The 23,981-nt window shown below is 66.9% G+C and carries 23 protein-coding genes; 9 read left to right on the top strand and 14 right to left on the bottom strand.

Annotated elements, in window-relative coordinates; all coding sequences use genetic code 11:
- The first annotated feature begins 316 nt into the window (after positions 1 to 316).
- Positions 317 to 763, top strand: a complete 447-nt coding sequence (locus ACXJJ9_RS09445) for a DUF192 domain-containing protein (protein ID WP_457096933.1) — start codon at positions 317 to 319, stop codon at positions 761 to 763.
- Positions 764 to 824: 61 nt separating this feature from the next.
- Here the strand turns inward: ACXJJ9_RS09445 and ACXJJ9_RS09440 are convergent, their stop codons facing one another.
- Entirely contained in the window at positions 825 to 1,055 is a 231-nt protein-coding gene (locus ACXJJ9_RS09440; protein ID WP_457096932.1) for a rubredoxin, read from the bottom strand.
- A gap of 33 nt (positions 1,056 to 1,088) precedes the next feature.
- Here ACXJJ9_RS09440 and thiE point away from each other — a divergent pair, with 33 nt between their 5' ends.
- Both thiE and hemL read left to right on the top strand, forming a co-directional pair.
- Positions 1,089 to 1,721, top strand: a complete 633-nt coding sequence (gene thiE / locus ACXJJ9_RS09435; protein ID WP_457096931.1) for a thiamine phosphate synthase — start codon at positions 1,089 to 1,091, stop codon at positions 1,719 to 1,721.
- Positions 1,718 to 3,007: a glutamate-1-semialdehyde 2,1-aminomutase gene (hemL, locus tag ACXJJ9_RS09430; RefSeq protein ID WP_457096930.1), complete on the top strand. Its 1,290-nt coding sequence runs from the start codon at positions 1,718 to 1,720 to the stop codon at positions 3,005 to 3,007. Before thiE ends, hemL begins: the two co-directional genes overlap by 4 nt.
- A gap of 68 nt (positions 3,008 to 3,075) precedes the next feature.
- Here hemL and ACXJJ9_RS09425 read toward each other — a convergent pair whose 3' ends face one another.
- From ACXJJ9_RS09425 to ACXJJ9_RS09410, 4 genes are all read right to left on the bottom strand, one after another.
- On the bottom strand, positions 3,076 to 4,299 hold the full coding sequence (locus ACXJJ9_RS09425; protein ID WP_457096929.1) for an acetylornithine/succinyldiaminopimelate transaminase: 1,224 nt from the start codon (positions 4,297 to 4,299) through the stop codon (positions 3,076 to 3,078).
- A gap of 173 nt (positions 4,300 to 4,472) precedes the next feature.
- Entirely contained in the window at positions 4,473 to 4,907 is a 435-nt protein-coding gene (locus tag ACXJJ9_RS09420; RefSeq protein ID WP_457096928.1) for a VOC family protein, read from the bottom strand.
- A gap of 21 nt (positions 4,908 to 4,928) precedes the next feature.
- A complete protein-coding gene (locus tag ACXJJ9_RS09415; RefSeq protein ID WP_457096927.1) occupies positions 4,929 to 5,747 on the bottom strand; it encodes an SDR family oxidoreductase in 819 nt (272 codons plus the stop codon).
- The gene (locus ACXJJ9_RS09410) at positions 5,744 to 6,403 is read right to left on the bottom strand and encodes a serine/threonine protein kinase (RefSeq protein ID WP_457096926.1); all 660 of its coding nucleotides are present in this window, start codon (positions 6,401 to 6,403) and stop codon (positions 5,744 to 5,746) included. Before ACXJJ9_RS09410 ends, ACXJJ9_RS09415 begins: the two co-directional genes overlap by 4 nt.
- 89 nt (positions 6,404 to 6,492) lie before the next feature.
- On the opposite strand from ACXJJ9_RS09410, the gene ACXJJ9_RS09405 reads away from it, so the two are divergent.
- Positions 6,493 to 8,478, top strand: coding sequence for a bifunctional DedA family/phosphatase PAP2 family protein (locus ACXJJ9_RS09405; RefSeq protein WP_457096925.1), 1,986 nt, complete (start codon positions 6,493 to 6,495; stop codon positions 8,476 to 8,478).
- A 38-nt stretch (positions 8,479 to 8,516) separates the two neighbouring features.
- Here ACXJJ9_RS09405 and ACXJJ9_RS09400 read toward each other — a convergent pair whose 3' ends face one another.
- The 3 genes from ACXJJ9_RS09400 to ACXJJ9_RS09390 all read right to left on the bottom strand — a co-directional run bounded on the left by ACXJJ9_RS09400 (position 8,517) and on the right by ACXJJ9_RS09390 (position 11,339).
- Complete coding sequence (locus ACXJJ9_RS09400) at positions 8,517 to 9,092, bottom strand: LON peptidase substrate-binding domain-containing protein (protein WP_457096924.1); 576 nt, start codon at positions 9,090 to 9,092, stop codon at positions 8,517 to 8,519.
- 31 nt (positions 9,093 to 9,123) lie between these two features.
- Positions 9,124 to 10,557 (bottom strand): Mur ligase family protein, encoded by a 1,434-nt coding sequence (locus ACXJJ9_RS09395; RefSeq protein ID WP_457096947.1) that lies wholly within the window; start codon positions 10,555 to 10,557, stop codon positions 9,124 to 9,126.
- Between the two features lie 203 nt (positions 10,558 to 10,760).
- Positions 10,761 to 11,339, bottom strand: a complete 579-nt coding sequence (locus ACXJJ9_RS09390) for an adenylate kinase (RefSeq protein ID WP_457096923.1) — start codon at positions 11,337 to 11,339, stop codon at positions 10,761 to 10,763.
- Positions 11,340 to 11,504: 165 nt separating this feature from the next.
- Here ACXJJ9_RS09390 and ACXJJ9_RS09385 point away from each other — a divergent pair, with 165 nt between their 5' ends.
- The 3 genes from ACXJJ9_RS09385 (at position 11,505) to ACXJJ9_RS09375 (ending at position 13,990) form a co-directional block, all read left to right on the top strand.
- Positions 11,505 to 12,761, top strand: a complete 1,257-nt coding sequence (locus ACXJJ9_RS09385) for a 6-phosphofructokinase (RefSeq protein WP_457096922.1) — start codon at positions 11,505 to 11,507, stop codon at positions 12,759 to 12,761.
- Between the two features lie 83 nt (positions 12,762 to 12,844).
- Complete coding sequence (locus ACXJJ9_RS09380) at positions 12,845 to 13,489, top strand: hypothetical protein (RefSeq protein WP_457096921.1); 645 nt, start codon at positions 12,845 to 12,847, stop codon at positions 13,487 to 13,489.
- A 3-nt stretch (positions 13,490 to 13,492) separates the two neighbouring features.
- Complete coding sequence (locus ACXJJ9_RS09375) at positions 13,493 to 13,990, top strand: DUF2846 domain-containing protein (protein WP_457096920.1); 498 nt, start codon at positions 13,493 to 13,495, stop codon at positions 13,988 to 13,990.
- Between the two features lie 60 nt (positions 13,991 to 14,050).
- On the opposite strand, the gene ACXJJ9_RS09370 is transcribed toward ACXJJ9_RS09375, so the two are convergent.
- A complete protein-coding gene (locus ACXJJ9_RS09370) occupies positions 14,051 to 14,554 on the bottom strand; it encodes a hypothetical protein (RefSeq protein ID WP_457096919.1) in 504 nt (167 codons plus the stop codon).
- A gap of 249 nt (positions 14,555 to 14,803) precedes the next feature.
- Between ACXJJ9_RS09370 and ACXJJ9_RS09365 the strand changes: the two genes are divergently transcribed.
- On the top strand, positions 14,804 to 16,858 hold the full coding sequence (locus ACXJJ9_RS09365; protein WP_457096918.1) for a sodium-translocating pyrophosphatase: 2,055 nt from the start codon (positions 14,804 to 14,806) through the stop codon (positions 16,856 to 16,858).
- Between the two features lie 163 nt (positions 16,859 to 17,021).
- Here the strand turns inward: ACXJJ9_RS09365 and ACXJJ9_RS09360 are convergent, their stop codons facing one another.
- Entirely contained in the window at positions 17,022 to 17,315 is a 294-nt protein-coding gene (locus tag ACXJJ9_RS09360; RefSeq protein ID WP_457096917.1) for a putative quinol monooxygenase, read from the bottom strand.
- 170 nt (positions 17,316 to 17,485) lie between these two features.
- Between ACXJJ9_RS09360 and ppa the strand changes: the two genes are divergently transcribed.
- Positions 17,486 to 18,034: an inorganic diphosphatase gene (gene ppa / locus ACXJJ9_RS09355; RefSeq protein WP_457096916.1), complete on the top strand. Its 549-nt coding sequence runs from the start codon at positions 17,486 to 17,488 to the stop codon at positions 18,032 to 18,034.
- A gap of 75 nt (positions 18,035 to 18,109) precedes the next feature.
- Here the strand turns inward: ppa and ACXJJ9_RS09350 are convergent, their stop codons facing one another.
- The 4 genes from ACXJJ9_RS09350 to ACXJJ9_RS09335 form a co-directional block, all read right to left on the bottom strand.
- Entirely contained in the window at positions 18,110 to 19,087 is a 978-nt protein-coding gene (locus ACXJJ9_RS09350; protein ID WP_457096915.1) for an aspartyl/asparaginyl beta-hydroxylase domain-containing protein, read from the bottom strand.
- A gap of 53 nt (positions 19,088 to 19,140) precedes the next feature.
- Positions 19,141 to 19,827: an ion channel gene (locus tag ACXJJ9_RS09345; RefSeq protein ID WP_457096914.1), complete on the bottom strand. Its 687-nt coding sequence runs from the start codon at positions 19,825 to 19,827 to the stop codon at positions 19,141 to 19,143.
- Positions 19,828 to 19,925: 98 nt separating this feature from the next.
- The gene (locus ACXJJ9_RS09340; RefSeq protein ID WP_457096913.1) at positions 19,926 to 22,838 is read right to left on the bottom strand and encodes a TonB-dependent receptor plug domain-containing protein; all 2,913 of its coding nucleotides are present in this window, start codon (positions 22,836 to 22,838) and stop codon (positions 19,926 to 19,928) included.
- 79 nt (positions 22,839 to 22,917) lie between these two features.
- Positions 22,918 to 23,835 carry a helix-turn-helix domain-containing protein gene (locus ACXJJ9_RS09335; protein WP_457096912.1) on the bottom strand — a complete coding sequence of 306 codons (918 nt, stop codon included), beginning with the start codon at positions 23,833 to 23,835 and terminating at the stop codon, positions 22,918 to 22,920.
- Positions 23,836 to 23,981 lie beyond the last annotated feature (146 nt).

Here is a 23,981-nt window from a genome sequence, read left to right as displayed (position 1 = left end):
GCACAAGTCACCTGCGCACACTGTCAAAGATCCTGGACTTCGGCCTCAGCGCCTCGTCCGTTCCCCGCTGCACCAAAGTGCCCGAGGGAGCCGCACATCATACAGCGAATTTCAGGGCCGTCAACACCTCACCGCGCCCTTTTTTACCGCCGTCCCCGCCCTCCGTTCTGTCCCTCAGGACGTCCCGATCAGCGGGGCGCGCATTGTGCACAGCCACACTCCGATTGGGAAGAGGGTTTTGCAAAAAAATTCCAGCGCGCTTGACGATGTGTCCGCCGTACCGGATGTTCGCCCTGTTTTTTCTAGGGGAATGCCGATGCGTTTGATCAAGACTGCTGTGCTGTTTTCCGGGCTGATGCTGGGTGGATGCGCGACCGGCAGCAATACGTGGGTGGAGCTGGGCGGACAGCGCTACCAGGTGGAAATCGCCGACGACGATGCCGAGCGCGCGCGTGGGCTGATGTTCCGCGACGAAATGGCCGCCGATCACGGCATGCTGTTCATCCACGACGCCGAGGAGCCGCAGGCGTACTGGATGAAAAACACCCATATCCCGCTCGACATCCTCTATTTCGACAATGCGCGGCGCCTGGTGTCCCAGCAACGTGATGTCCCGCCCTGCGCCCTGGGTGACGGCTGCCCGCCCTATCCCAGCAACGCGCCGGCGCGGTTCGTGCTGGAACTCAACGCAGGTGAGGCGGCGCGTCTGAAGCTGGAAAACGGCGCCGAATTGGTCTTCAGCCCCGCCATTCCCCACTCCTGAGTGCCCCTGGATGCAAAAAGGGCCGCAATGCGGCCCTTGGCATGACTTTCGCGGATGCGGGTCAGATTTCCATCATCTCGAAATCGTCCTTGGTGACTCCGCAGTCCGGGCACGTCCAGGTATCGGGCACGTCTTCCCAGCGCGTACCCGGCGCGATGCCCTCTTCCGGCAGCCCCTTGGCCTCGTCATAGATGAATCCGCAGACGACGCACATCCAGGTGCGGTAAATGGTGGTCGTGGCGGCTTCACTCATGGATAAATATGGCTGGAATTTGCGGTGCGGGGGATGCATTTTGTCACGCCCGGACCGAGGATGCTCGCCGCCATGACCCCGCGCTGGCCGCCTCGCGGCCTGTATGCCATCACCCCCGATGAAGCCGATACCGCTCGATTGCTCGCGCGCGTCGAAACCGTGCTGCGCGCCGGCGCCACCTGGCTGCAATACCGCAACAAGCCCGCGAGCGAGGACCTGCGCGCCGAGCAGGCGCTTGCACTGCAGCCACTGTGCCGCAGCTTCGACGTCCCGCTGATCATCAACGACGACTGGGCCCTGGCGGCCGCGATCGGTGCCGCCGGAGCGCATCTGGGCGAAGACGACGGCGAAATCGCACTGGCGCGGCACGAACTCGGGCCCGAGGCCATCCTCGGCGCCTCCTGCTACGACGATGCCGGACTGGCCAGGCAGGCGGTCTTCGCCGGCGCCAGCTACGTGGCATTCGGGGCGTTCTTCCCTTCGCCTACCAAGCCTCACGCGCGCCGCGCGACCCTGGATCTGTTGCGAGCGGCCGCCGCCCTGGGCGTGCCGCGGGTGGCGATCGGCGGCATCACACCGGACAATGCACGTCCCCTGGTGGAAGCCGGCGCCGATCTACTCGCAGTGATCAGCGGCGTTTTCGACGCGCCCGATCCCGCGGCCGCCACCCGTGCCTACATTTCCTGCTTCGAAGAGCCCCGATGAAGAACGAACGGTCCCACTCCCTGTTCACCCGCGCGAAGGACCTGATTCCCGGCGGCGTCAATTCGCCCGTGCGCGCGTTCAAGTCGGTGGGCGGCGAACCCTTCTTCGCACAACGTGCGGAAGGCGCGCACCTGTTCGACGTCGACGGCAACCGCTACATCGACTACGTCGGTTCGTGGGGACCGATGATCGCCGGCCATGCACATCCGCAGGTGCTGGACGCCGTGGCGCGCACGATGCGCGACGGCCTCAGCTTCGGCGTTCCCAACGCACTGGAAGTGACGATGGCCGAGGCCATCACCTCAATCGTGCCCAGTTGCGAAATGGTACGCATGGTGAATTCCGGCACCGAAGCCACGCTCTCGGCAATCCGCGTGGCGCGCGGCGCGACGGGGCGCAACCGCATCGTCAAGTTCGAGGGCTGCTATCACGGCCACGGCGACAGTTTCCTGGTGAAGGCCGGCAGCGGGGTGATGACGCTGGGCCTGCCGAATTCGCCGGGCGTACCAGCGGCGCTGGCCGATCTCACCCTGACGCTGCCGTACAACGATTTCGATGCCGCCACGAAGCTTTTCGACGAAGCCGGCAGCGACATTGCCGGCCTGATCATCGAACCCATCGTCGGCAACGCCAACTGCATCCTGCCGCGTGCCGGCTACCTGCAGCACCTGCGCGAACTCTGCACGAGACATGGCGCGGTGCTGATCTTCGATGAGGTGATGACCGGCTTCCGCGTCGCGCTCGGCGGTGCCCAGGCGCTTTACGGCATCACCCCGGACCTGAGCACGTTCGGCAAGATCATCGGCGGCGGCATGCCGGTGGGTGCGTACGGTGGACGCCGCGACCTGATGGCGCAGGTCGCGCCCAGCGGCCCGATCTACCAGGCCGGCACGCTGAGTGGCAACCCGGTGGCGATGGCCGCGGGCCTGGCCACGCTGGACCTGATCCGCACACCCGGCTTCCACGCCGCGCTGGAGCGCAGCACACATGCGTTGTGCGACGGCCTCGAAGCCGCTGCGCGCGATGCCGGCATCGCCTTCACCACCACGCGGGTGCCCGGCATGTTCGGCCTGTATTTCCGGGAGGGCCCGGTGGAAACGTTCGAGGACGCCAAGGCCTCGGACACGGCACGCTTCAACCGGTTCTTCCACGCGATGCTGGAACGCGGTGTGTATCTGGCGCCGTCTGCCTTCGAAGCCGGCTTCGTCTCGAGCGCGCATGGCGAGACGGAAATCGCGCAGACCATCGCGGCCGCACGCGAGTCCTTCGCCATCATCCGCAACTGACCGCGGGGCTCGAGCCTCCGCAAAGAAGCCATCAAAAAAGCCCGGTTTCCCGGGCTTTTTTGTTCGGATCAAGCCTTGGCAAAGCTGGCAATCGCCGCGCGCAGGCGCGCAAGCCCTTCCGCGACATCCGCGTCGCCGATATTGAGCGCCGGCACGAAGCGCAGCACGTCCGGTCCGGCCTGCAGCGTGAGCAGGCCATGCTCGACGCAATGGTCGAGGATCTCGCCTGCCTTGCCGGCATGACGCTCGCGCAACTGCGCACCGAGCATCAGGCCGCGACCACGGACCTCGGAAAACATGCCGAATTCCGCATCAATGGCAGCCAACCCATCGCGGATCGCCTGCGATTGCTTCACGACGTTGGCCAGCAGCGCCGGCGACGTCAGTTCACGCAGCGCCGTACGCGCGACCGCCGTCGCCAGCGGATTGCCACCGAAGGTCGTGCCGTGCGCACCGAACTGCATCACGTCCGCCGCCTTGCCCCCGACGAGCATCGCGCCGATCGGGAAACCKCTGCCGAGCGCCTTCGCCAGCGTCACCACGTCGGGCGTGACGTCGTACGCGTGCGCGGCGAACAGCTGGCCGGTGCGGCCCATGCCGCATTGGATCTCGTCGAATACCAGCAACGCGTCGTGGCGATCGCACAGCGTACGCAGGCCGTGCAGGAATTCGGGCGTCGCCGGCGTCACGCCACCTTCGCCCTGCACCGGCTCGACCAGCACGGCGCAGACATCGCCCGTCGCCATCGCGGCCGCGGCGGCGTCCAGGTCGTTGAAGTCGCTGTAGCGGAAGCCCGGCGGCAGTGGTTCGTAGCCTTCGTGGTACTTCGGCTGCGCAGTCGCGGTGACGGCCGCAAGCGTGCGGCCATGGAAGCTGCCGCGGAAACTGAGGATCACGCGGCGCTCCGGTGGACGTCCCTGCGCGGTCGCCCACTTACGCACGAGCTTGATCGCACCTTCGTTCGCCTCGGCGCCGGAGTTGCAGAAGAACACCCGCTGGGCGAACCGCGAGGCGGCGACGAGTTCCTCCGCCAGCCGCAGTGGCGGTTCGCTGACGAACACGTTGCTGGTGTGCCACAGCTTGCCCGCCTGCTCGGTCAGCGCCGCGACCAGCGCCGGATGCGCATGCCCCAGCGCATTCACCGCGATGCCGGCGCCGAAGTCGACGTATTCGCGGCCGTCGCGATCCCACAGGCGCGAACCCTTGCCGTGATCCAGCACGATCCGGCGTGGGCGGTAGACGGGCAGGTAGTAGCGCTCGGACAGCGCGAAGAGTTCGGCGGAGGTGCTCATGGCGGTATGGAGGTGGAAGAACCGCCATTTTCGCGCATCCGCGCGCGCGCCGCTTAGCCGAAACAGTGGGGGACGGAACGACCGGTGCCGGCGGTCGGCACACGCCTTCCCGCGCGGCTTCGTCGCCTACCGCCGTCGAACCGCAGCGTGAAGGCCCTGCGATTACCGTGCAATCACCATTGCCCGATATTCGGCATCGATCGCCACGGCTCCTGCGGCGGCAGGTGGCCGTCCTGCAGCAGCTCGATCGAGATCAGGTCGGGCGAGCGCACGAACGCCATGTGGCCATCGCGTGGCGGGCGGTTGATGGTGTAGCCCATCGCCTGCAGGTGCGCGCACATGTCATAGATGTTGGCGACGCGGAAGGCGAGATGGCCGAAGTTGCGTGCGGAACCGTAGTCCTCGCTGGGCGAGCCGTCTTCGGGCGGCCAGTTGTAGGTCAGCTCGACTTCCGCATCGGGCGTGCCGGGCGCGGCGAGGAAGATCAGGGTGTACTTGCCTTCCGGGTAGTCGTTGCGTCGTTTCAGCACCAGGCCCAGCCCTTCGCAGAAGAAGCGCAGCGAAGCGTCGATGTCGCGGATGCGGATCATGCTGTGGAGGTATTTCATGGCAGCTCCCGTGCAGCGCACTCAATCGAGGAACAGATCCGGATACAGCGGTTGCGAAAGATCCACCGCGTAGCCCGACAGGTCGGTGACCCCGGCTTCGGCCAGCACTTCATCGTCGATCAGGAAGCGGCCACTGAAGCCTGCGGCAGGGCGCGTCAGGATCGCATGGGCGGCGTCGCCCATGATCGCGGGCGAACGACCATTGCCCGGACTCACCCCGGGAATCATGTTCAGCGCATCGGTGGCGATCAACGTGCGCGGCCACAGTGCGTTCACCGCCACGCCGCGCGGACCGAATTCGCCCGCCAGCCCGAGTGTGACGAAGCTCATGCCCATCTTCGCCAGCGTGTAGCCGGTATGCGGCGCCCACCATTTCGGGTCCAACGACGGCGGCGGACACAGCGTGAGGATGTGCGGATTCGCCGCCTGCAGCAGATGCGGCAGGCAGGCCTGCGCACACAGGTAGGTGCCGCGCGCGTTGACCTGCTGCATCAGGTCGAAGCGCTTCATCGGCGTGTCCAGGGTGCCGCGCAGGAAGATCGCACTGGCGTTGTTGACCAGGATGTCGATGCCGCCGAAGGCGTCGACCGTGGCGGCGACCGCCGCGCGCACCTCGTCCTCCTCGCGGATGTCGCACTTCAGCGCCAGCCCGTGCCCACCGGCCGCGTTCACCGCATCGGCCGCGGTATGGATGGTGCCGGGCAATTTCGGGTTGGGTACCGCCGATTTCGCGGCGATGGCGATGTTGGCGCCGTCACGCGCGGCACGCAGCGCGATGGCGAGGCCGATGCCGCGCGAGGCACCGGTGATGAACAAGGTTTTTCCTGCGAGCGATGTCATGGCTTGGGTCCCTGCCCTTCGTTGTCTTCCCACTTCAACACCTTGCGGGTGATGAAGCGATAGACCGGCTTGCCGGTGGCGAACCACGCCTCACGCAGCCACGAATGCCGCTTCAGGACCCGCCGCTCCACCGGCGTCAAGGCGTGCGGGCAATAGGTGCGTTTGTGCTTGAGCAGGTGGCGCAGGTCTTCGCGCGCGAGCAGCCGCATCCAGCGCGAACGCGGATGTCCGCGCGTGGCGAGCTGGAAGTCGATGATCGCGGGCGATCCGTCCGCCAGCACCAGCCAGTTGGCTTCCTTGGCGAGGTCGTTATGGGCCAGGCCGCGACGATGCAGCTGCTGCAGCAAGCGGCGCGCCTTGCGGAAATAGGCGAGATCGCCGTGCGGCGGGCGCTGGTACATCGCGCCGCCGTCGAGGTAGCTGCGATCGAGCTTGCGGCCGTCCCAGCGCAGCAGCTGCGGCGTTGCCGCGAGCCCCGAGACGCATTGCAACGCGTGCGCCTCGCGCCGCGCGAGCCACCACGCAGGCAGGCGCAACCACAGCGGGACGTGGCCCAGGTCGCGGCGCACGAACAGGCCGGCGTCATCACGCATGAGGGCGATGCGACCGAAACTGTCGGCCTTGAGGGCGGCTACTTCGCGTGAGGCGGATGACATGGCGGCAGTGTAAGGAAATCGCCGCAACCGGGCTCCTCCCATGGCCGCAGTGGTGACGAAGCGCGGCCTGCTGCTGCCATAATCCGGCCATGGAACCGACCTGGATCGACACCGCCAGCGCATGGATCAGCGCGCATGCATTGGCGGCAGGCGCGGTGATCTTCCTGATCGGGCTGTCCGAAGCGCTGATCTTCCTCGGATTCTTCGTGCCGGCACTGCCGCTGCTGTTCGCGGTGGGGGTGCTCATCGGTCTCGGCCACGTCAACGGCCCCTATGCGCTGGTGTGCTGCACGCTGGGCGCATTCTGCGGCGATGCGTCGAGTTACTGGGTGGGCCACCATTGGGGCCCCCAGTTGCGACGACTCTGGCCGTTCTCGCGCTACCCGCAGTGGCTCGATCGTGGCGAGGCGATGTTCCGCCGCAACAGCATCAAGAGCATCTTCTTCGCCCGCTTCGTCGGGGCCATGCGGCCCTTCGTGCCCGCGATCGCGGGCATGGCGCGAATGCCGCTGCGGCGTTACGCCCCGCCGAGTTTCATCGCATGCCTGGCGTGGTCCGCGCTCTACCTGGCCCCGGGCTGGCTGCTGGGCGCGTCCTACGACGCGATCGCGGCCGTCGCGGATCGCCTGGCGCTGGTCCTGGGCGGCCTGGTGGCCGCGGTGGCGCTGGCGTGGGTCGTCGTGCTGTACACGTGGCGATGGTTCGCCGGGCATGCAGACAACCTGCTGTCGCGCATGCTCATGTGGACGCGCCGGCATCCGCACCTGGGCCGTTATGCCGTCGCGCTGATCGATCCCAACCGCCCCGAGTCGCCCTCGCTGCTGATGTTGGCGGTGTGCCTGCTGGCGATCAGCTGGGCATGGTTCACCCTGCTGGCGTCGCTGCTGGCGAGCGGTGGTCCGTTGGCGCTGGACCACACCGTCCACGAATTCATGTGGAACCTGCGCAACCCGCTCGCCGACCACCTGATGGCGGGCCTGGCCAGCCTGGGCGACGTGCAGGTGCTCGGGCCTGCGGCGCTGGTGGCGCTGCTCTATCTGCTGTGGCGCAAGCGCTGGATGGCGGCGACGCACTGGATCGCGGCGATCGTGTTCGGGCTGGTCTTCACCCGCCTGCTGAAGGCGTTGATCGACATGCCGCGCCCGCCCACGGCGCCGGCCGGATTCGGCTTCCCGTCGGTCGCGGTGACGATGACGACGATCGTGTTCGGCTTCTTCGCCGTGCTGATCGCACGCGAACTGCCGGGACGCCAACGCGTCTGGCCGTACCTGCTCGCGGGCGTGGTGACGACGGTAATCGCGTTCGCCCGCCTCTATCTGGGTGCGCACTGGCCGAGCGACCTGATCGGCGGAACCCTGTTCGGCATCCTCTGGCTGCTGGTGCTGGGTCTTGCCTATCGCCGCCACGTTGCGCGTTCGTTCTGGATGCGTCCGCTGGCGTGGGCGTTCTACCTGGCGTTTGCCGCGGCGGCGCTGTGGCACGCGCCGCGCCACGCCGATCGCCTGCTGGCCCAGTTCACCGCCGCCGCACCGACGACAGCGCTCGCGGCGCAACGCTGGTGGGACACCGACTGGGCCACCTTGCCCGCACAGCGCAACGAACGCGACGAACGACGGCGCTGGGCGTTGGACGTGCAGGTCGCCGGTCCGCTGCAACCACTGCAGCAGCTGCTGGTGACGAAGGGTTGGCGCGTGCAGTCCCAGGCGAACTGGGTGACGACGCTGGGCCTGCTCGATGACGATACGCCCGCGCGCGAACACGTGGTCTTGCCGGCCACGCTGGAGGCGCGTCCGGAAGCCCTGCTGCTGCTGCGACCGGGCAAACAGGCGGATGAACTGATCGCCCTGCGCCTGTGGCCGGCGCCTGCGACCTTGAGCGACGGAACGCCGCTGTGGCTGGGCACGGCGCAGACCCTGCGTTACCAGCGGGCACTGAGTGCCGCGTCGCTCTGGCTGCCAGTGGCCGATGAGGGTTATGCGCATGCGCAGGTGCGCGAAGCGTTGCAATCCTTCCATCCGGCGGAGGCGGCACATCCGGACGGCGGTGGCCTGGTGTTACGGATGCGCTCGCGGTAGGGGGGCCGTTCCGCCCATTGGCGCAGGCGGAACGCCCGCTACGAAACCAGCGCCAGGATCCGATCCAGCCGCGCATGCGGGTCGTCGAGTTGCAGCAGTTCCTGCCGCTGCGCATCGTGCAGGGGCAGCAATTCCGCCAATCGCCAGCCGACCCAGGCGGCATCGTCGAACAAGGCGCGGTCCGCGCTCGCGTATTCGCTGCCGCTCTTCTCGATCAGGCTCTCCAGCAGCACGGACAGCAACCCATGCTCGGGCCGCACGGGCTCGGCGGCACCGGCCTCGCACCAGCGGACATCCGCGACCTGCAGGCCGTTGTCGCGCACGCGGGCGCGCTCGACATGGAAACGGCGGGCGCCACGCACGCGCAGGGTGAGCAGGCCATCGTCGCCCTGGCCAAAATCCTCGATCACCGCTTCGGTGCCGAACGCCGCCGCCGTGGCCGGAGCGCCGACCTCGTCGCCCTTGATGATCATGCAGACGCCGAAGCCACGGCCGCTGCGGCCGCAATCGCGGACCAGGTCCAGGTAGCGCGCTTCGAACACCCGCAGCCCCAGCGATGCGCCGGGCAGCAGCACGGTGTGCAGGGGAAACAGGCTGAGGCTTTCGTTGGCCATCGGCCGCAGTGTACCTGCGGCGATGGCGCCGTCAGCCGTGTAATGCGGCGAGGAAGCGGCGCGGCGCGCCGTCGAAGCCGCCGTTGGACATGAATACGACGTGGTCGCCCGCACGCACGCGCTCACGCAATGCGGCGATCAGGCGGTCGACGTCGGGCGCGGCGACGCCCTCACCGCGCAGGCCGGCCACGACCTTGCCCGCATCCCATGCGAGTTCGGGGCGATGCAGGAACACCACCGCATCGGCGAGGTCGAGCGACGGTGCCAGCGCCTCGGCATGCGCACCCAGGCGCATCGAGTTGCTGCGTGGCTCCATCGCCACGACTATTCGGGCACCGCCGACTTTCGCGCGCAGCCCCGCGAGCGTGGTCGCGATCGCGGTGGGATGGTGGGCGAAGTCGTCGTAGATGGTCACGCCCTGCGCCTCGCCTATGACTTCGAGGCGGCGCTTGACGCTGCGGAAGTCCGACAACGCGGACAACACCGTCTTCACGTCGACGCCGACGGCATTGGCGGCGGCGAGCGATGCCAGCGCGTTCATGACGTTGTGGCGGCCCAGCAACGGCCAGCGCACTTCGCCGATCTCGTGGCCGTTGTGGACGACGGCGAATGCGCTGCCGTCCTCATTGAGCATGCGCGCGGTCCAGTGGAACGAAGCCCGCGCGGTCGCGCCGTCGTCGGCGCGGTCGCCATGCGACAGGGAGCGCGACGCCTGCGGAATCAGACTGGCATCGAGGCCGAAGGTCTCCACCGGCGTCCAGCAACCCATCGCCAGCACTTCGGCGAGGTACTTGTCTTCGCCGTTGACGATCAGGCGGCCGCGACGCGGCACGGTGCGCACGAGGTGGTGGAACTGGCGCTGGATCGCGGCCACGTCCGGGAAGATGTCGGCGTGGTCGTACTCGAGGTTGTTGAGGATCGCGACCAGTGGCCGGTAGTGCACGAACTTGCTGCGCTTGTCGAAGAAGGCGGTGTCGTACTCGTCGGCTTCGACCACGAACTCGCGGCCCGAACCGCGGCGCGCGGAAACGCCGAAATCCTCGGCGACGCCACCGATCAGGAAGCCCGGCGCACGGCCCGCCGCTTCCAGCAGGTAGGTGAGGATCGTGGTGGTGGTGGTCTTGCCGTGCGTGCCGGCCACGGCCAGCGCGTCGCGGCCCGGCAGCACGTTCTCGGCGAGCCACTGCGCGCCCGAGTTGTACTTGCGGCCGTCGTCGAGCACCTGCTCCACCGCGCCGTTGCCGCGCGAGAGCGCGTTGCCGACCACGATCTCGTCGCAGTTGCCGGAAATATTCTCCGGTGCATAGCCCTGGCGCAGCGCGATGCCGAGCTCCTCCAGCTGCGTGGACATCGGCGGATAGATGTTCTGGTCGCTGCCTTCGACCTCGTGGCCGAGTTCGCGCGCGAGGGCGGCAACGCCGCCCATGAAGGTACCGGCGATGCCCAGAATATGGAGTTTCAAGATCAGTAACCTCTGCAAGATCGCGGGATTATCGAACAACACGACTCCCGCACGGCACCAACTCCCCTTCCCCCGCTGCGGGGGAAGGCAAGGGATGGGGGAGAGTGCCCGCAGCTCCTCATCGAGCCAGCCGCCCTGCCCTCACCCCAACCCTCTCACCCTTGGACACCCTTCGGGCGCCGCAAGCGGGAGAGGGAGTTAAAACATCATCCGATTTCGTGCGCCGGCACGATCGCCTCGATGATGCGGGCGAACACATCGTCCAGCGAACCCACGCCGTTGACCACGGTCAGCTGGCCCTGCTGGCGGTAGTAATCGATCACCGGTGCGGTCTGGTCGTTGTAGACCTGCAGGCGCGTGCGCACGGATTCCGGGCTGTCGTCGGCGCGACCCTCGGCCTTGGCACGGCCGGCGATGCGCTCGACCAGCAGGTCGGTCGGCACGTCCAGTTGCACGGCGTAGTCCATCGGCTGGCCGATGCGGACCAGCAGCTGGCCCATCGCATTGGCCTGGGCGAGGTTGCGCGGGTAACCATCGAGGATGAAACCGCCGTGGGTGTCGGGACGCGAGAAGCGGTCCTCGAGCATGCCCAGCAGGATCGCATCGCTGACCAGTTCGCCACGGGCCATGACTTCCTTGGCCTCGAGGCCGAGCTTGCTGCCGGCGGCCACCTCGGCGCGCAGCAGGTCGCCGGTGGAGATGTGCGGCACCTGCAGGTGGTCCTTGAGCCTTGCGGCCTGGGTGCCCTTGCCGGAACCGGGCGCACCGAGCAATACCAATCGCATCTACATCACTCCTGAAACAAAGGGGGAATTCTTTGAGAGAGGGTCGCTCACGAGGCGGCGCTACACTGCAGCAGCCGGGCCGTCGGGCGGACGCCGAAACAGGGTCACGAATCGGGTCAAATCGGGCGGCCAGCTTACCCCATCCTGCCTGGAGCATTGATTCCCATGGCCTCTGGAACCCTGCTGTACGCGCAGTCCGGCGGCGTCACCGCCGTCATCAACGCCACCGCCTCTGCCGTTATCCAGACGGCCCGTGCCCGCAAGGTGAAGGTCCTGGCGGCCCGCAACGGCATCCTCGGCGCCCTGCGCGAGGAACTGATCGATACCTCCAGGGAATCCGCGGCCGCGATCCGCGCCCTCGCCCATACCCCGGGGGGTGCCTTCGGGTCCTGCCGGGTCAAGCTGAAGTCGCTGGAACAGGACCGCGCGCGCTACGAGCGCCTGCTGGCCGTGCTCAAGGCGCACGACGTGCGCTGGTTTCTCTACAACGGTGGCAACGATTCGGCCGACACCGCCCTCAAGGTGTCGCAGCTGGCGGCCGAATTCGGCTACCCGCTGACCTGCGTGGGCGTGCCCAAGACCGTCGACAACGACCTCGCCGTCACCGACTGCTGCCCCGGCTTCGGTTCCGCCGCCAAGTACACCGCCGTGTCGGTGCGCGAGTGCGCGCTGGACGTCGCCGCCATGGCCGACACCTCGACCAAGGTCTTCGTTTACGAAGCCATGGGCCGCCACGCCGGCTGGCTCGCCGCGGCGGCAGGATTGGCCGGCGCCACGGCTGACGACGCACCGCACCTGATCCTGTTTCCGGAGCGTCCCTACGACGAGGCGAGCTTCTTCACCCGGGTGAAGGCGACGGTGGAGCGCGTCGGCTACTGCGTCGTGGTCGCCAGCGAAGGCATCCAGACCGCGGATGGCCGCTTCGTAGCGGATGCCGGCGCGGGCAAGGACTCGTTCGGGCATACCCAGCTCGGCGGCGTCGCCTCGTACCTTGCCGGCCGCGTGAAGGACTCGCTGGGCTACAAGGTGCACTGGACGCTGCCCGACTACCTGCAGCGTTCCGCGCGCCATCTTGCATCGAAGACGGACCTTGCCCAAGCGCAGGCCGTGGGCAAGGCCGCCGTGGAATTCGCCTTGAAGGGCATGAACGCGGTGATGCCGGTGGTCGTGCGCACGTCCGATGCACCGTACCGGTGGAAGGTCGAAGCGGCACCGCTGTCGAAGATCGCCAACCACGAGAAGAAGATGCCGGCGAACTTCATCCGCAAGGATGGCTATGGCATCACCGATGCCGCGCGACGTTATCTCGAACCGCTGATTCGCGGCGAGGCGCCGCCGCCGTATGGGCGCGATGGATTGCCGAAGTATGTTGCGATGAAAAACACGCTGCTGAAGCGGAGGCTTCTGGGGTTCGACGGCTGACTTCGTTTCCCCGCACGTCCCGCGCGCTTGGCAACGACGTAGCTGTTCGGTTACCGTCCGCGACGCCCGGCATGGGGAGCCGAATGAAGACATTTTCCTGGTTGCTGGTCGCATTGGCTGCGGCCGGACCGGCATGCGCGCAAACATCGACGCCTGAGGCATCGCCCGCAGGTGGTGCCGCAACGCCCATGCTTGTGCCCGGATCCGTCACTGCCGCCACGAGACCTGACGTCGTACCCGCGACCGTGGAGTGCTGCCGCGTTCCCGCCGGTGCGGCAATCGAGCTGGAAATCGCGCAGGCCCTGAGTTCTGCAACGCTGCAGCGCGGCGACAAGTTCGCCATCAGGGTGCATGCGCCGCTCGTCCATGCGGGCATCGTGGTCATTCCGGCCGGCACCGCGGGCACGGGCGAAATCATCCATGCCGACCGTTCGCATGGCGGCGGCAAGCCCGGCGAACTGCTGCTCGCGGCCCGTTATCTCGAACTCGATGGCGTGCAGCTACCACTGCGCGCGCTCAAGTTCGGTGGCCAGGGTCAGGACAAGTCCAAGGTCGCCCTCGGCGTGGCCATGGCCGTGGGCCCCCTGGCACATTTCATCCATGGCAAGGAAATCGAGATTCCCAGCGGAACGATCGTGACTGCGAAGCTGGCCCAGGATTTCCCGCTGCCTGCCTCAGCCTCCGATCAATCCAATCCATCGGCCTCAACTGCAACCCAACAGGAGTAATCCATGCGTTCCAAGCTGCATCGTTCCGCGTTCTGCGTCCTGCTCGCCATTTCGGGCACCGCTTTTGCACAGCAAGCCGCCGAAGCCACTGCCGCTCCCGCTGCGACTGAAGCAGCCACGCCCGCCGTTGCCTCGACCACGGCTCCGGCCGCAACCAACAGCAAGGTCGGAGCGCCGGAAGCGAACAGGGCGAAGATCGTGTTCTTCCGTCCGTCCAAGCTCGCCGGTGCAGCGATCGGTTTCAAGGTGCGCGAGGGCGAAACCGAACTGGGCAAGCTGCGCAGCGGAAAGTATTTCGTAGCCAACGTCGAGCCGGGCACGCATCAGTACACCGTGCACTCGGAAGCCAAGGATGTGCTGACGATGGAAGTCGAAGCGGGTGAAACCTATTACGTGCAGGGCACGATCACGATGGGCTTCATGGCAGGCCGCCCGAACCTGTCGCCGTCCGACCAGGCAACGTTCGACGGCATGGCCGACAAGCTCAAGCTCGCCGAGTGATTCGTTGTTCCTGAACCAGCAACAAGGGCCGCACAGCGGCCCTTGTTGTTTCCAGCCTGCTCAGCCGCCGCAGGCCTTGCCTTCCAGCTTCATCTCCGCTGCATACATCGGCACGTTCGGCATCCCCTTCTGTTTCGCCTGCTGCTGCGCGTCTTGCAGGTAGATGCGTGCGCGGCCCTGCGCATCGAGCTTGGGTGGCGCGACCTCGACCGGCTTGCGCCACACGCGCACGACCGCCAGTTGCGACGGACACGCCGCATTGGGCACGCGGATCTCGTCGTTGAATTTCCAGCCACTGGCTTCCGACGGCTTCGCCTTGGCGAAGTCGACAAAGCGCGCGCGCGGCTGGCACGTCGGCGAGCTCCTCACCGGTACGAAGCGGTAGGGCTGCGCGGCATCGCCGGTGAACATGCCTTCCAGCCGGGCGCAGGCCTCCGGGATGGAGCGGACGGTGTGCAGCGCGCCGACCGCCTGGGGCGTGCCGGTGGCGCGGGCGATTTCGGGTTTGCCTGCGGCCGACGCCGGAAAGGCGAAGGCGATCAGCAGGAGGGGCAGGACGCGCATGCGGCGGCTCCTTCGTGGCAACGAAACCGCAGGCTGGCATGCGCGGCCTGAACGCGTTTTGACGCCACCCCTGGCTGGGGCCGCGTACCCGCGTGATCGCGGTCACGGCCCGCGTCCGTTCCGCTTGGGGAAATGTGCCATAGTCGGGTCGTTGCCTTGTCCGGCGTGTTTTCCAGCCGCCCGCAAGCGCACGCGAACAACCTGTGGTTTTCCCAGAAATTCCTTTTATGTCCACTCGGGGGAGGGTTCATGCTGGAGCAGTACGGTTTGGCCTTGGCGCTGGTTTGCGCCGTCATCGCGATCCTGTACGGGATCGTTTCCGCGCGCTGGATCAGCGCACAACCCGCCGGCAACGAACGCATGCAACAGATCGCCGGCGCGATCCAGGAAGGCGCGCGCGCCTACCTCAATCGCCAGTACACGACGATCGCCATTGCCGGCGTCGTGCTGTTCGTGGTGATCGGTTTCGCTCTCAACTGGCAGACGGCGATCGGTTTCCTGATCGGCGCTGTGCTGTCGGGCGCGGCCGGCTACATCGGCATGAACGTGTCGGTACGCGCCAACGTGCGCACCGCCGAAGCCGCGCGCAGCGGCATCAGCAAGGCGATGGACGTCGCGTTCCGCGGCGGCGCCATCACCGGCATGCTCGTCGTCGGCCTTGGCCTGCTTGGGGTCGCCGGCTACTACGTCGTGCTCACCCATCACATGGGCGTGACCGGTGAGGCCGCGCTGCACGCGCTGGTCGGCCTCGCCTTCGGCGCCTCGCTGATCTCGATCTTCGCCCGCCTCGGCGGCGGCATCTTCACCAAGGGTGCGGACGTCGGCGCGGACCTGGTCGGCAAGGTCGAAGCGGGCATTCCCGAGGACGACCCGCGCAACCCCGCGGTGATCGCCGACAACGTCGGTGATAACGTCGGCGACTGCGCGGGCATGGCGGCCGACCTGTTCGAGACCTACGCGGTCACGATCATCGCGACGATGCTGCTGGGTGGGCTGATGGTCAGCGAAGCCGGCCACAATGCGGTGATGTATCCGCTGGTGCTGGGCGGCGTGTCGATCATCGCTTCGATCATCGGCGCCTTCTTCGTCAAGGTGAAGCCCGGCGGCTCGATCATGGGCGCCCTGTACAAGGGCGTCATCGTGTCGGCGGTGCTGGCCGCGATCGCGTTCTTCCCGATCACCGAGCAGCTGATGGCGGACTCGAGCTACGGCGCGATGAACCTGTACTGGTGCGCGCTGATCGGGCTGGTGCTGACCGGCGCGATCGTGTGGATCACCGAGTACTACACCGGCACGCAGTTCAAGCCGGTGCAGCACATCGCGCAGGCATCTACCACCGGCCATGGCACCAACATCATCGCCGGCCTGGGCGTATCGATGAAGGCGACGGCGCTGCCGGTCGTGGTGATCTGCGCCGCGATCTGGGGTGCGCATGCGCTCGGTGGCCTGTACGGCATCGCGATCGCCGCGACCTCGATGCTGTCGATGGCGGGCATGATCGTCGCGCTCGACGCCTACGGTCCGATCACCGACAACGCCGGTGGCATCGCCGAGATGGCGGAACTGCCGCCGGAAGTGCGCAGCATCACCGACCCGCTCGACGCCGTCGGCAACACCACCAAGGCGGTGACCAAGGGTTACGCGATCGGCTCGGCGGCACTGGCGGCACTGGTGCTGTTCGCCGATTACACCCACAACCTGGGTCAGCATTTCGGCGGCGCAACGCTTGCTTTCGACCTGTCCAACCACTACGTGATCATCGGCCTGCTCATCGGCGGCCTGATCCCGTACCTGTTCGGCGCGATGGCGATGGAAGCGGTGGGTCGCGCAGCCGGTGCGGTGGTGGAGGAAGTTCGCCGCCAGTTCCGCGACATCCCCGGCATCATGCAGGGCACCGGCAAGCCGGATTACTCGCGCGCTGTGGACATGCTGACCAAGTCGGCGATCAAGGAAATGATCGTGCCCTCGCTGCTACCCGTTCTGGTCCCGGTGGTAGTGGTGTTCGGGTTCAAGTGGCTTGGCGGTGCTGAGGCGGGTGCGCAGGCGCTCGGCGGCGTGCTGATCGGCACGATTGTCACCGGCCTGTTCGTGGCGATCTCGATGACCACCGGTGGTGGCGCATGGGACAACGCCAAGAAGTACATCGAGGACGGCCACCACGGCGGCAAGGGTTCCGAGGCGCACAAGGCCGCGGTGACCGGCGACACCGTCGGCGATCCCTACAAGGACACGGCCGGCCCCGCGGTGAACCCACTGATCAAGATCATCAATATCGTGGCGCTGCTGCTGGTGCCCCTTCTCTAAGTAACGCTGTCGCGCGCAGCGCGACGATCACTCCCCCTCTCCCGCGCGCGGGAGAGGGCAAGGGGTGAGGGACGGCCAGATCGCGGCCTTCCGAACAAACTCAACGGCGGCCTCCGGGCCGCCGTTTTTTTGCAGCGACGTGCCGGGCGACCCCTGCCCACCCCTACTTCGACGCCAGCACATCGATCCGGTCGATCTGGGGTGCGGTCGCGAGCAGGCGATCGGCATTGGCCATGAGCGCCTTGGCGATCCCGCCCTCGAGATGGGCCTGGCGCCCGGCCTCGCCGTCGAAGGTATCGAAGATGCCGAAAGTCGAAGGTCCCAGCTGGAACGCGTACCAGGTACGCGTCGCCGGTTCCGCCTGCGCCAAGGGCAGCGCCCCCGCCAACAGCGCCTCGAGTTCCGCTTCCTTGCCGGGCTTGGCTTCCAGCCGGGCGAGCAGACCGTACCGGACCATGGCAGATCCTCCATTGGCGGGGTTTGCGAACGTAGCAGGCGGCACGTTCACAGCCGATCAGGCCGATTGGGTGCCTGCGCCCCACTCCGGCAGCGGGTAAAATGCGCGCCCTCCCCTTCCCCCCAACCGCGGCCCTCCCGGCTGCGGCCCAGCACGTCGGAGCAATCGCAATGGGCCTGGACCTCGTCCCCACCGGCAAGAACCCGCCGGACGAAATCAACGTCATCATCGAAATCCCCAAGGACGCCGAGCCGGTCAAGTACGAGGTCGACAAGGCTTCGGGCGCGATCTTCGTCGATCGCATCCTGTCCACGCCGATGCGCTACCCGTGCAACTACGGCTACGTCCCGCACACGCTGTGCGGCGATGGCGACCCGGCCGACGTGCTGGTGATCCTGCCGCTGCCGCTGGTCCCCGGTTCGGTGATCCGCTGCGTGCCGGTGGGCGTGCTGAAGATGACCGACGAGGCCGGCAGCGACGAAAAGCTGATCGCAGTGCCGGTGCCGAAGATCTTCGGCGGCTACGCCCACATCACCGACATCGCCCAGGTGTCGCAGCACTGGCTCGATCGCATCGGCCACTTCTTCGAGCACTACAAGGACCTGGAGAAGGGCAAGTGGGTGAAGCTGGACGGTTTCGGCGACGCCGTCGAAGCCAAGGCCATCCTACTCGATGCCATCAAGCGTTACGAGGACAGCGCGGACAAGCCGAATTTCTGACCGTGTCCGTTCGCCTATGAAAAAGGCCGCCGATAGGCGGCCTTTTTCATGCCGGGCCCCAGGGTGCTGCCGGCCTCAGGCGTAGTCGCCGGGGTCGCGCTGGCGGATGGCGTCCTTGGTGCCGGCCTGCACCGCTGAGCGGCCGATCATCACCTGCATGGCGCCGTACCAATTGAGTTCGTTCTTCAGGCGGATCGGCTCGGCCAGCGGGCGCGCCTCGGCGATGTAGTTCGCCAGCAGGCGGCGGAACTCGTCGCGCCCGGCGGGCGCATCGCCGTATTCGAACCACAGCCCCTGCCACGCGCGGGTGAAGCGCTGGGTCAGCGCGCGCAGGCGCTGCAGGCTGGGGTGCGGCTCCACGTCCGCGAACAGCAGGGCGAAGTGGCTCTTGAGTTCCCACGGACTCATCACCGTCGGAACGTTCACGGTTTCGCAGGCGAACCCGGCGACCTGTCCGGCCACCGGCGCGAGCTGGCGCGGCGTCCATCCCGCGCGCGGCCCATCATGCGGGCGGCCTTGGTCGACCAGGTCCCAGAAGCCCGCGCCGCCCACGGTGTCGAGCACCAGGTGCACGCGCGACTGGGTGGCATCGTTGACCACGCAGTGCTGCCGCCAGGTATCGAAGATCCAGCACTCGCCGGGCGCCATGTTGATGGTCTCGCCACCGCATTCGAAGCGCACGGTGGGCTGGGTCACGATGGGTACGTGTACGCGCACGCGTTCGGCCCAGTAATAGCCCTGGTCGGCGTGACGCTTCACTTCCGCCTGTCCGGCCAGGCGCATCAGCCGGCTGCGTCCCACGGTGGCGCCGATGCTCGCGAATACCTGGCTCAGGTAGGGACAACGCTGCAGGTACTCGGTGGCGCGCATGGTGCCGGCGTAGCTCTCGTTGTCCGGATCGCCGTCGATGGCGACCAGCGGCAGCATCGAGTTGCCGGGAAATCCCTGCGGGTGCGGGCGCCAGCTCGATTCCTCGATGGCGTTGACCTCCGCTGCAAGCGTCGCGGCATCGAACAGGAGCGGCAACTGGATGAAGGGAAGCGGCAACTTCATGCACGAACCTCGACGGGGACGATCACCATCCTAACGGCCGCCATGCTAACGCCTCAACGCGAGTCGGCACGCAGGATCGACAGTCCGATCAGGCGCGAGACGACCACCGCGATGTAACCGATGCCGGCGAGCTGCTCCAGCATCGTCAGCACGCGCACGGCGGAACCGAGCGGCAGGATGTCGCCGAGGCCGGTAGCGGACAGGTTGGTGAAGCTGAAGAACAGCAGCTCCAGCCACGTGCGCGGGCGCTCCGGCATCACCGCTCCGGTGAAGCTGCCCGGGTACCACGCCTGGCAGATCAGGTAGAGGTAGGCGAAGCCCCACGCCAGCAGGGTGAAGGTGGCACCCGCGGCGAACAATTCGTCGGTGGTCACGCGGTGGTCGCTGAGCATGTAGGCGATGAGGCTCGCGGCCACGTAGAAGTACAGCAGCGCTTCCAGCGCCGATGACCACAGCAGCAGGTTCACGCTGTCCGACGTCACCGACAGGATCGACAGCACGAACGCGGGAATCGCGATCAGCCACGCGATCCAGTTGACCGCCGGGGTGCGGTTGACCACCCACACCGCCAGCAGCAGCACCATCGCGCCGAAGGCGGAAAAGACGACACGCCCCCCGGTGCTGTCGTCGAGCAGGGGAAAGATCACCAGGCTCAGCAGCTGCGCGGCCAGCAGGAAGGCCGACGGGTGGCGGCGCACGAGGACGCGCCAACCCGGTTCGTGGTCACGGACATCGTTCATGGCGTGCGAGTGTGCCCCACTCGCCGCCGCGCCGCATCCACAAAAAACTACGGCCCCTTGCGGGGCCGTAGCGGTGCAACTCAGCGATCCGGCAAGGATCAGAAGCGCTGCTGGTACTTCACGTAGATCGTGCGGCCGATATCGAAGCCACCGTAGTACGGGAAGTTGCTGCTCGGCTGGGTGAACATCGTCGGGCCGAGGTGGTCGCCGACGTTATTGGCACCCACCGCGACAGTCGCTTCCCACGGCAGCTTGGCGTAGACCTGCACGTCGTGGAAGGTGTTGGAACCCAGACGATTGATCGCGTCATCAACGCCGTTGGCGATGCGGTCCGGATCGTTGCACGGACGGTTCGGCACGCAGCTCTCATAGAGGCCGGAGTAGTAGCGCGCCGTCCAGTTGGCGCCCCAGATACCCTTGGTCCAGTTCACGCCGAAGTTCGAACGCAGGCGGAACACGCCGCCGGTGCCGACCTGGCCGACCATGATGTCGTTGCCATCCTCATCCTGGGTCAGGGTGTCGTACTTGCTGGTGTACGAGTTGTCCCAGTTGATCGCGAACTTGCCGAACGAGGTTTCCGGCAGCTTGTAGGAAACGTTCAGGTCCCAGCCTTCCGTTTCCAGCGCACCGAGATTGGCCAGGCCGAAGAACATGCCGGTGATGTGGCCGTCGGCGGCGCGGGTGACGTTGTTGATGCCGTTGCAGCGCTCGGCATTACCCAGCACGTAGCAGTCACGCAGGATCCTGTCCGGGCTGTCCTGGATGATCGCGTTGGTGAGCTCGTAGTTGTACCAGTCGAGCTCGATGTCCAGGCCTTCGACCCACTTCGGGCTCCACACGATACCGGCGGTCTTGGTGGTGGCCGTTTCCGGGGTAAGGGTCGGGTTGGAACCGCTGGTGAACTGGTCCGGGGTCTGGCACGGATAGCCGGTGCAGGGCACCAGGCCCTGGCCGAGCTGCACGTAACCCAGCGGCACGCCGGCCGCGTTACACGCCGCGTTGCCGTTGGACTGGTTGTCGATCACGTTGCCATTGCGGTCCTTCAGCACGCCGCACGGGTCGGTGTACGACTCGAAGCTGCCATTCAGGCCGCCGTAGAGGTCGCTGATCGACGGCGCGCGGAAACCCTCGGCATAGGTGCCGCGGACCAGCAGGCCGTCCATCGGACGCCAGCGCAGCGAGAACTTGCTGTTGAGGGTGTCACCGAAGTTCGAGTAGTCCGAGTAGCGCGTCGCGACGTTGAAGCTCAGTTCCTTCGCGAACGGCATGTCGGCCAGGACCGGGATTTCCAGCTCGCCGTAGATTTCGTCCAGCGAGTAGGCGCCCGAGGTCGTGGTGGCCGGCAGGCCCGTGCTCGTACCCGCCTGGCGGAACGCGTCGGGGACGAAGCGGCCGTCTTCGGAACGGTGCTCGACACCCACGGCCAGGCCCAGGTCACCGGCCGGCAGCGTGAACGGCGAGCCCGACAGGTTGGCGCTGTAGGTCTTGGAGTTGGTGCGGCCGGTGTCGGTGTACTGCGGGAACAGGAACGCGATCAGGTCCGGGTTGCCGCTGAGCGAGCCGGCCTGGGTGTCGCCGAACGGCGCCATCGGGTTCCACGGCACGCATTGGCTGGCGGCGTTGGTGCCATAGGGGATCGGAGCCGCGGCGCTGCCGCATTCGACGCGACCGGTGGCCGGGTTGAACCACGACGGGCCCAGCGCCTTCGCGGTGGCCAGGAGGCTGGCATCGCCGTGGCCGCTCTTGACGTTGTCGTTGCGGTTGAGGTTGGCGCTGACGTCCCAGTCCCAGTACTTCTCGCCGACCTGGAAGGTACCTTCGAAGCCCGACGCGACGCGGAACGTCTCGAGGTTGCTCTCCGTGGTGCGCGGCACTTCCCACAGGCGGCGGCGGAAGGTCAGGGCCGTGCCCGGGGTCGGGTTGAAGTAGCTGTTGGCCGACAGCGGGGTGCCGAACGCAGCCGACTGGTACGGGTAACCGGCGATCTGCTGGTCGGTGGTGCGCTTGTTGTACTGCAGGTCGGTCTTGAAGCGGATGTTGTCGGTGATGTCGACCGAGCCGCTCACGAACATCGAGCGGCGCTCGATGCCAGTCTGCACGAACATCTCTTCGTTCGAGTTCGCGTACTGCGACGGGACAATCGGGGTGTAGTTGGCGATGTTGCGCGGGTCGGTACCCGGGGTCAGGGTGCAGAAGACGCGCGCGCCACCCGGGCCGCACGGCAGCAGCGCCGAGCCGTTCTGGCTGATCGGGCTCCAGCCCGAGAACGGGTAGTCATCGGCGTAGTTTTCGCCGACGTTGCCGTACGAACTGAACGGACGGTCCTTGGCGAAGACCGGCTCTTCCTTGGTGTACTCGAAGCTGACCGTCAGGCTGGAGCGCTCGCCCTGGTTGCCGATGGTGAAGTCGTAGGACTGCTTGTCGCCATCGCCCTGGCTGTACTGGCCGAGGTAGGCATTGGCTTCGACGCCGTCGAAGTTGCTGCGGGTGATCACGTTGACCACGCCGGCGATGGCGTCCGAACCGTACAGGGACGAACCGCCGTCCTTCAGCACTTCGATGCGCTCGACCGCCGAAACCGGGATCTGGCTGAGGTCCTGCAGGCCGCTGGTCGAGATGCCCAGGCGATGGCCGTTGACCAGGACCAGGGTGCGCTCGGCGCCGAGGTTGCGGATGTCGATGTAGTAACCACCGACGTCTTCACCGGAGGCCAGGGCCTGCGCACGCGAGATCGCCGGCGAGCCGGCCGAGGTCAGGTTCTGCAGGATGTCGGCAACCGACGTGAAACCCTGCTGCTGGATCTGCTGGCGGGTGATCTGGATGACCGGCTGGGCGGTTTCGAGGTCGGACTGGCGGATGCGCGAGCCGGTCACCTCGATGCGATCGAGGGTCGTGGCTTGTTCGGCCGGGGCGGCGGGGGCTTCCTGCGCGCCGGCGAATGCCGGGGCCAGGGCAAGCGCGATGCTGACGGGCAAAAGGCCGCGCTGCATCGCGATGTGGCGATGGGTCATCTGTTCTCTCTCCGGATGATCGTTGTGTGTTGCTATCGTTATTGGTGCGTTACAGGCTCGTTAAGAGCGCCCCGGCAACTTACGTCCCTGTGCGGAGAGAAGCTTTGCGATGCGCGATGGGTGTGTTTGCCGCATTTGGCGGAGATGGCATTTCGCTGACGGCGCGCACGCCCTGGCGATAGCGCGAGGCGGACACGCCAAAACGCGCGCGGAACGCCCGCGCGAAGCTGCAGCAGTTGTCGAAGCCGCACGCCGCGGCGACCTCACCGATCATCATCGACGTGCCCTGCAGCAGGTCGGCCGCGCGTTCGACGCGCAGGCGCGCGGCGGCGGCCTGCGGGCTCTCGTCGTAGAGCGAGAGGAAGGTCTTGGAGAAGTACCAGCTGGAGAAGCTGGTGAGCTCGGCCAGTTCGCTGATGCGGACGATGCGGTCGCTGTTGCCTTCCAGGAACAGGCGCGCGCGCTGCAGGCGACCGAAGACCTGGCGCTTGCGGTTGCGCGACCGGCCCGGGCAGCGCGGCACCCGCTCGGCGAGCTCGTGCTGCACGCCGACCAGGTGCAGGAGCAACGGGCGCAGCTGCGCGATGTCGGCCATCGGGCCCCGGGTGGCGGTGTCGCGCCACAGGCGCAGGGCGATGCGGGCGTCGTGGGTGCTGAGGCGGCCGCGGCCGGCGTAGAGGGCGCCGTCTGAGAGGCGGCCCAGGGCGCGCAGCACGTCGGAGCCCAGGCTCAGGCCGATGCACAGCCCATGGCGGTCACTCTGGACCAGCGGGCGCGAATCCTTTTCCAGCGCGATCCACTCGCCGCGCTGCAGCTGGAAGCGGCCTTCCCGGGCCTCGACCCAGGAGCTGCCCCGGATCTGGACCCAGACCGAGAAGCCACCGTTCTCAAGCTGGACGCTGCCCAGGCGGGTCACGCCGATGCAGCCTGCCTGGCCGGCGTCGGCCATGTCAGGTTGCAGGATCTGGCCGCGGTCGGCCCACTGTGTCGATTCCACTTATCCACCTACTCTGTGCAAGAACAGGTGTGTGGATTTGCCCGACACGGGCGCAGGCTTCAGGAAAATTGGCGGAGAGTTGTGCGAAATCCTGCCGAAAGCCGTTCCGAAAGACTTCCGATGCGTCTTTTCCCTTGCAACTCAGC

It is taken from the genome of Lysobacter sp. P5_B9, from assembly GCF_054049835.1.
This window is presented reverse-complemented; position numbering and strand designations above follow the sequence as displayed.